Origin of the sequence: Nonomuraea sp. PA05, from assembly GCF_008086045.1 — a bacterium.
GTDB lineage: Bacteria > Actinomycetota > Actinomycetes > Streptosporangiales > Streptosporangiaceae > Nonomuraea > Nonomuraea monospora.
This window is the reverse complement of the sequence record NZ_VSEY01000065.1, coordinates 46,818-54,344: the sequence shown is the minus strand read 5'-3', so window position 1 is coordinate 54,344 and position 7,527 is coordinate 46,818. Positions and strand designations below refer to the sequence as shown.

At 72.2% G+C, this 7,527-nt stretch carries 5 protein-coding genes; 3 read left to right on the top strand and 2 right to left on the bottom strand.

All coding sequences use genetic code 11. The features are described from left to right. Positions 1-260: 260 nt before the first annotated feature. Positions 261-1,358, bottom strand: a complete 1,098-nt coding sequence (locus FXF51_RS55535) for a hypothetical protein (RefSeq protein ID WP_262380537.1) — start codon at positions 1,356-1,358, stop codon at positions 261-263. A 249-nt stretch (positions 1,359-1,607) separates the two neighbouring features. On the opposite strand from FXF51_RS55535, the gene FXF51_RS55530 reads away from it, so the two are divergent. Continuing rightward, the gene (locus FXF51_RS55530; protein WP_148442964.1) at positions 1,608-2,648 is read left to right on the top strand and encodes a PP2C family protein-serine/threonine phosphatase; all 1,041 of its coding nucleotides are present in this window, start codon (positions 1,608-1,610) and stop codon (positions 2,646-2,648) included. 30 nt (positions 2,649-2,678) lie between these two features. On the opposite strand, the gene FXF51_RS55525 is transcribed toward FXF51_RS55530, so the two are convergent. Next, a complete protein-coding gene (locus FXF51_RS55525; RefSeq protein WP_148442963.1) occupies positions 2,679-3,704 on the bottom strand; it encodes a LacI family DNA-binding transcriptional regulator in 1,026 nt (341 codons plus the stop codon). A gap of 117 nt (positions 3,705-3,821) precedes the next feature. On the opposite strand from FXF51_RS55525, the gene FXF51_RS55520 reads away from it, so the two are divergent. Both FXF51_RS55520 and FXF51_RS55515 read left to right on the top strand, forming a co-directional pair. Beyond that, positions 3,822-5,786, top strand: coding sequence for a glycoside hydrolase family 127 protein (locus FXF51_RS55520; protein WP_187415109.1), 1,965 nt, complete (start codon positions 3,822-3,824; stop codon positions 5,784-5,786). 32 nt (positions 5,787-5,818) lie between these two features. Further along, entirely contained in the window at positions 5,819-7,525 is a 1,707-nt protein-coding gene (locus FXF51_RS55515) for a CBM35 domain-containing protein (RefSeq protein WP_262380536.1), read from the top strand. Positions 7,526-7,527 lie beyond the last annotated feature (2 nt).

Below are 7,527 nucleotides of genomic sequence, written 5' to 3'. Positions count from 1 at the left end.
CGCCGTCACGAGGGCTGCGGCGAGCCACCACACTCGGACGGCCAGCCGCGGAAAGCCGGCGAGCCCTGGTACGCGCCCAGCGAGCCGCCAAAGGCGGGCGGCCCCAGAAGCGCGCCCAGCAAGCCACGGAAAGCGGGCGGGCCCAGGAGCGCGCCCAGCAAGCCACGGAAAGCGGGCGGGCCCAGGAGCGCGCCCGGCGAGCCGCAGAGGGCGAGCGCCGGGCCCTGGGGCGCCGGCGGCGTGCCGTGAAGTGCGATGGATCATGCCCGCCCGGCGTCGATCGTGCCCGCCCCGGCGTCCTTCGCGGCGACCGCATTGGGCAGGAACAGCGCCCCGAGCGCCAGCCCGATCAGCCCAGCGATGATCGGCGCCCCGGTCCACAACTCGGGCACGGCCGGCAGCCCACCACCCGCGACCGACGAGATCCCGATGTACAGCGTCCAGGTGGCGAACGCCGACAGCCCGGCGAACGCCCAGTAGGCGCCGCGCCGCTCCCCCGACGGCCGCAGCCACCGGACGAGCAGATCGCTGACGAGCCCGGCGACGATGAACGACACCAGCACCGGCACGTTCTGGAACTCCGTCTGAGCCCCCGGCATGAGCACGGCGATCGTGTACATGACGGTGACCGAGCCGAACGGCAGCACCCACCGGCGCGCCAGCAGCAGCACGGGGCTGAGGACGACGACGTTGGTGACGACCATGGCCAGGGCGAGCCGGTCGGCGCCCGGGTCGTTCACGGAGGAGAACGCCTCGACGATGCGGGCGGGGCGGTACTGCATGGCGTCGCCGTACGAGAGGAACAGCGACACCAGAGTGGTGGCGAACGCGAGCCCGATCAGCGCGGGCAGCAGCCGGCCGAGTGCCGGGCGGGCGCCCACGTCGGGGGCGTTCCACGCGGAGCGGAGCGGTGTGGTGATGATGAGGAGCATCGTCACGATGAGCCCCAGATGTGAGGGGCTGAAAAGAATGTCGAGGCTCGTTTCGATGCCCAGAATGGTGTGCCACATCATGTCGGCGAATCCGAAGGCGGCGAACGCGGGGATGGCCACCAGCCCGGCGAGATATCCCGTGGGCACGGCCGCCAGCCCCTGCCTGCCGGTGCGCACGTTCCGCCACACCTGCCAGAGGATCCAGCCGGAGACCACCGCGAACCCCGAGTAGAACACCGCGTGCCACGGGGTGAAGAACGTCTCCAGCTCCGTCAGATTGGTGTGCGCCCAGGCGTCGATCATCAGCCCGACCCCGAACCACACCCCGAGCAGCGCCGTCACCAGGTCGGTCCTGGGGGACACCCATCCTCGGGGCTCCCCCGAATCCACCAGTAATCGCCGGATGCCGGCGTCGGCCAATGCCACGTTGCTGACTCCTTTCCGTCAGAGTGAATCTATCCATATCGAGCGGAGAGAAGGACCAGAAAAGCGGCATACGGATTTCACGGTGCGTACCGACGCGAACACGTTTCATCAAATGTCCGGCAAATCCTGCATATGCCGTCGAAGCGTATTCGGGAATCGCGCACGGCCGGATGCCCGGCCTCACGGGTTGAGAACGGTGGGTTTCCTGCGGGATGCTGGGACGTCGGATGATGTTCACTCGGGGGTCGGATGAGGTCACTGCGAATCCTGCGCTGGCTGCCCTTCGTCGTCATGCTCGGGGTCGCCCTCACCGATTTGCTGGCCGGTGAGAACCTCGTCTTCCTGCCGCTGCTCACCCTCGGCCCCGCCTTCGCGTCCGTGTCGGGCGGCGTGCGCCGCACCGCCGCCGTCGGCGCCGTCGCGCTGGCGCTCTGCGTGCCCATGGCCGTCTACAACGACCTGCTGTTCACCTTCGAGAACAACCTCACGGTCATCAGCATCGTGGGCGTGACGGCGGCCAGCATGCTGGCCAGCCGCCTGCGCCTGCGGCGTGAGCGCGAGCTGGCCAGCGTCCGGCAGGTCGCGGAGGCCGCGCAGCGCGTCCTGCTGCGGCCCGTGCCCCGGCGGGCGGGGGACCTGCGGGTGGCGCTGTCGTACACCTCCGCGGCGGCCGAGGCCCAGATCGGCGGCGACCTGTACGAGATCGTCACGACCCCGCGCGGCGTGCGGCTGCTCATCGGCGACGTGCAGGGCAAGGGGCTCGCGGCGGTGGAGACGGCGGCGTGGGTGCTGGGGGCGTTCAGGGAGGCCGCCTACGACCAGCCCGGCCTGGCCGACATCGGCGAACGGCTGGAGGCCAGCCTGACCCGGCACCTCGGCGGGGAGCAGTTCGTCACCGCGATCATCGCCGAGATCCACGAGAGCGAGATGACGCTGGTGAACTTCGGGCACCCGGCGCCCCTGCTCGTCCTGGGCGACGGCACGCTCCGCACCGCCGAACCACCCGACCCCGGCCTGCCGCTGGGGCTGGGGGCGCTGGAGCCGGCGGCGGTCAAGGAGCATCGGGTGCCGTTCGGGGGCGGGGATCGGATCCTGTTCTACACCGATGGGGTCATCGAGGCGCGCAACGGGCGGGGGGAGTTCTATCCGCTGGAGGAGCGGGTGCCGTTGTTGCGGCGGGACGAGCCGCAGGCGGGGCTGGACGCGTTGCGGGCGGATCTGGTGCAGCACACGGGCGGGCCGCTGCTGGATGACGCGGCGATGTTGCTGCTGTACCGGCCGGGCGACTGACCTCCCGCCGGTACGGGTGAGGGACCGGCGTCACGGGGCGGGCACCAGCGGGACGGTCGTGGACTCCCGGACCACGAGGTGGCACGGCCGGGCGTGCCGTCCAGGCGCGGGGCTGCCGTTGATGGCGGCGAGCAGCATCTCGGCGGCCGTCCTGCCCAGCCCTTCCAGGTTCATGTCGACGCTGGTCAGCGGCGGCTGGCAGGCCTCGGCCATGACGTCCCAGTTGTCGTACCCGATCAGCGCCACCTCATCGGGCACCCGCCGCCCGACGGCCCGCAGCGCGTCGGCGACGCCGCGCGCGATCTGGTCGCTGCCGCAGAAGACGGCGTCGAACGAGGTGCCGCCCGCCAGCAGCATCCCCACGGCCTGCCGCCCCCAGGCCTCGCTCCACGCGCCGAACAGCGGCGGCCCCGCCAGGGCGAGCCCCGCGTCGGTGAGCCGCTGGACGGCGGCGGCCGAGCGCACGCGGGCGGAGTGGTGGTGCTCGGGCCCTGTCACGTGCGCCACGCGGGTGCGGCCGATGGCGAGCAGGTGTTCCACGGCCTTGCGCGCCCCGCCCTCCTCGTCGGGCACCACGGAGCAGTCGGCGGGATCGGTCGAGCTGATGAAGGCGTAGACGACGGGCACGGGCAGCCTGGCGGCGATCGGCGCGCGCGCCTCGGTGCGGCGGCCCGTGACGATGATGCCGTCCACGCGCCGGCTGAGCAGCGTCTTGACGTGGTACTGCTCCCGGATCGGGTCGTCGCGCCCGTCGCACAGGAACACCGACATCTGCCCGGCGCCGAGCGCGTCCTCCGCGCCCATCAGCACCGGGATGCTGAATCGGCCGATGGTGTCCGTGGTGATCATTCCGACGGTGTACGTGCGGCCCGAGTGCAGGCTGCGGGCGCCGGCGTTCACCTCGAAGTTGAGCTGCCTGGCGGCGTCCCTGACCCGGGTGCGGGTCTCCTCGCGCAGGGACCCGCGCCCGTTGAGCGCCTTGGAGGCCGTGCCCACCGACACCCCGGCGAGCGCCGCGACGTCGGCGATCGTCGCGTGACGCTCCAATTTCCCCATACTTTCCTCCACTTTCCTAACACCTTGCCCGTCGCCACTCTACCTCCCGTTGACTCCGGCAATACGGCGTTGCTAGCTTGAGGCAAACCTTTTCCTAACTTTCCAAGAGAGAGCTGGATGACTGCGCCGAAACCCTCAGGCAACCCCTTGGCGACCCGTGCCGCCGGCCCGGCCACCCCCGGCCCCGGCGCGCTGCACCCGCTCGGGCTGGACCACGTGCGGCTGGACGACGGCGGCCTGCTCGGGCAGTGGCGGCGGCGCAACGCCGGGCAGACGCTGCCGCACTGCATCGAACGGCTGGAGAGCAGCGGCAACCTCGGCAACCTGCGGGCCGCGGCCGGGGAGACCGGCGAGGAGTTCGCGGGCATGTGGTTCGCCGACTCCGACGTGCACAAGACGCTGGAGGCGGCCCTGTGGGAGCTCGCCGCCCCCAGCGCGGACCCTGGCCTGCGCGAACTGGCCGCCCCCAGCGCGGACCCGGGTCTGGAAGACGTCGCGGGCGACCCCGGCCTGCGCAAGTTCGTGGACGACACCGTCGCGCTGCTCGCCCGCGCCCAGCACCCCGACGGCTACCTCAACTCCTACTTCACCCTCGCCGAGCCGGACCAGCGCTGGCTCAAGCCGGTCTGGAGCCACGAGCTCTACTGCGCCGGGCACCTCATCCAGGCCGCCGTGGCCGCGGGCCGCACCGGCGCCTGCCCGGAGCTGGTCGCGGTGGCCAGGCACTTCGCGGACCTGCTGGTCGAGCGGTTCTCGCAGGTGGAGGAGGTGTGCGGGCACCCGGAGATCGAGACGGCGCTGGCCGAGCTCTACCGGCTCACCGGGCACCACCCCTACCTCGACCTGGCCAGGCGCTTCCTCGACCTGCGCGGCCGCGGCCTGCTGGAGCGCGGCCGCTTCGGCCCCCGCTACCACCAGGACCACGTGCCGCCGCGCGAGGCCCGCGAGGTGACCGGTCACTCGGTGCGCCAGCTCTACCTGCTGGCGGGCATGGTGGACGTCGCGGTGGAGACGGGCGACGAGGCGCTGATGGCGGCGTCCCGCCGGTTGTGGGACGACGCGATCGGCACCAGGACGTACGTGACCGGCGCCCACGGCTCCCGCCACCGCGACGAGGCGTACGGCGACCCGTACGAGCTGCCGGCCGACCGCGCGTACGCCGAGACCTGCGCCTCGATCGCCGCCTTCCACGTGAGCTGGCGCCTGCTGCTGGCCACCGGCGAGGCCAGGTACGCCGACGAGATGGAGCGCGTGCTGCACAACGCCGTCGCCGCGGCCGTCTCCGAGGACGGCAGGCACTTCTTCTACTCCAACCCCCTGCACCTGCGCACCGGCCACACCAACGCGGGCGAGGAGTCGGCGGGCCACCGCCTGCCGTGGTACTCGTGCGCCTGCTGCCCGCCGAACATCGCCCGCCTGATGGCCTCCCTGCCCGCCTACCTGGCCACCGGCGACGCGAGTGGCCTGCAACTGCACCTGTACGCCGCCGCGACGATCGAGGCGGGCCCGGCCACGGTGCGGGTGCGTACGGACTATCCGTGGCAGGGCCGGGTGGAGCTCACCGTGAGCGCGCCCGAGGAGTGGACGCTGGCGCTGCGCGTGCCGTCCTGGTGCTCCTCGTTCAGCGTGCTGATCGACGGCGAGCCGGCCCGCGCGTCCGTGGACGCCGGTTACCTCCGGCTGTCCAGGGCGTGGGGCGAGGGCACGAGCGTCGTGCTGGACCTGGGCATGCCCGTCAGGCAGGTGCGCCCGCACCCGCGCGTGGACGCGGTGCGCGGCTGCGTCGCGCTGGCGCGCGGCCCGCTCGTCTACTGCCTGGAGCAGCACGACCTGCCTGACGGCGTGGTGCTGGAGGACGTCCGCCTCGACGGTGACGCCCCGCTCCGGCCCACCGGCACCGCCCCCGTGGTGATCACAGCGTCCGGGAAGGCGCTCGACGTCACGAACGTCCCGCTCCACACCACCGACCGGCGCCCGACCGGCGCCGCCCCGCTCCAGCTCACCGCCGTCCCCTACTTCCTGTGGGGCAACCGCAGCCAGGGCCCGATGCGGGTCTGGCTGCCCACGACCGGCACGCCATGACAGAACCCCTCTAGAACGAGCGAGGTACGAACGTGTCCACCCCCCGGCCGAAGCGAACCGCCGCCGTCTTACTCACCGCCGCCCTGCTCGCCTGCGGGTTACCGGCGGCCCCCGCCCACGCGGCGGGCGCGACCCTCACCGTGGACGTCGCCCGCCCCTTCCGCCCGGTCACGCACGCCGCCTCGGGCGGCCTGTACGGCCTGGCGGAGAACTCCAGACCGGCGGACTCGACGCTGCTGCCGATCAAGGTCAACTCACTGACGCAGCCCGCCCCCGGCGTCGGCCAGCGTCCCAACGGCCAGCCGCCCGGCGGCGACTCCCTGCTCATCGCCCCGCAGGCCACCCGCGTCGGCGCGGGCCAGTTCATCAGGATGCCGGACATCTACCCCGACTTCCCCTACCGGTGGGTGAGCTGGGACGACTGGCTGGCCAAGGTGGACACGATGGTCAGGGCCAGGCTCAACGCGACCACGGTCACGAACGTGATCGGCTGGGAGCTCTGGAACGAGCCCGACTACACCTGGAACACGGCGGCGGCGGGCAACTTCAACGACGGCTGGGTGCGTACGCACCGGGCCGTGCGCGCCCTCGACCCGCAGACCCCGATCGTCGGCCCGAGCACGGCGGTCTACAACCGCTCCTGGATGCAGGCGTTCCTGACCCGCGCCAGGGACACCGGCACGCTGCCCGACGTCATCTGCTGGCACGAGCTGCAGGACCCGGTCAGGATCGCGTCGGACATCGCCGACTACCGCAACCTGGAGGCGTCGCTGGGCATCAGCCCGCGCCGCCTGTCGATCAACGAGTACGCCGCCCCGGCCGAGGTGGACGTGCCGGGCCGGATCGCCAGCTACGTGGCCAAGCTGGAGCGCGGCGGCGCGGAGTCGGCGCACCGCGCCTTCTGGTACGAGTACGGCACCATGAACGGCCTGGTCGTGAACAACAGCCAGCCGACGGGCACGTGGTGGCTGTACAAGTGGTACGGCGACATGGCCGGCGGCATGCTCACCACGACCCCGAGCACCCAGACGGGCCTGGACGGCTTCGCCTCCTACGACGGCACCCGCAGGATCGTGAACGTGGTGTTCGGCAACGAGGCGGGCACCAACACGGTCAACCTGACCGGTCTCGGCGCGCTCGGCTCCTCGGTGCGCGTCACGCTGCTGTCCACGCCGTCGAGCGGCCGCTTCACCGCCGTGACGGCGCCGGCGACGGTCTCCACCACGACCAGGACGGTCAGCGGCGGCCAGCTCAGCGTGTCCGTGCCGAACATGGTGGCCACCAGCGCCTACCAGCTCGTCGTCGAGCCGGCCTCCGGCGTGCCCGCCTACCAGCAGCGCTACGAGGCGGAGAACGCGTCGGTGTTCCGCGCCCAGCGGCTGAGCGCCGCGAGCGCGTCGGGCGGCGGGTACGTGGGCCGCATCGACAACGCGGGCACGCCCCGCACCGACAGCTACGTCGACTTCGTCGTCAACGTGCCGGCCGCCCGCGCGTACACGATGACGATCGGCTACGCCAACGGCACCGGCGCCACCGCCACGCAGGGACTGGCCTACAACGGCGGCGCCTGGAGCACGGTCAGCTACCCGCCGACCGCCGGGTGGGGCCAGTTCGGCGCCACGGCCGGCACCACCGTCACGCTCCGCGCGGGCTACAACGTGATCCGCCTGGCCAAGGGCTCGCCGTACTTCGCGGGCGGCACCGGATACGCCGAGCTGGACTACATCCAGCTCACCTGAGA

Bases quoted from the DNA above. Each gene is read 5' to 3' on its own strand.
- FXF51_RS55530 (WP_148442964.1), top strand. From the start codon at position 1,608: ATGAGGTCACTGCGAATCCTGCGCTGGCTGCCCTTCGTCGTCATGCTC.
- FXF51_RS55525 (WP_148442963.1), bottom strand. From the start codon at position 3,704: ATGGGGAAATTGGAGCGTCACGCGACGATCGCCGACGTCGCGGCGCTC.
- FXF51_RS55520 (WP_187415109.1), top strand. From the start codon at position 3,822: ATGACTGCGCCGAAACCCTCAGGCAACCCCTTGGCGACCCGTGCCGCC.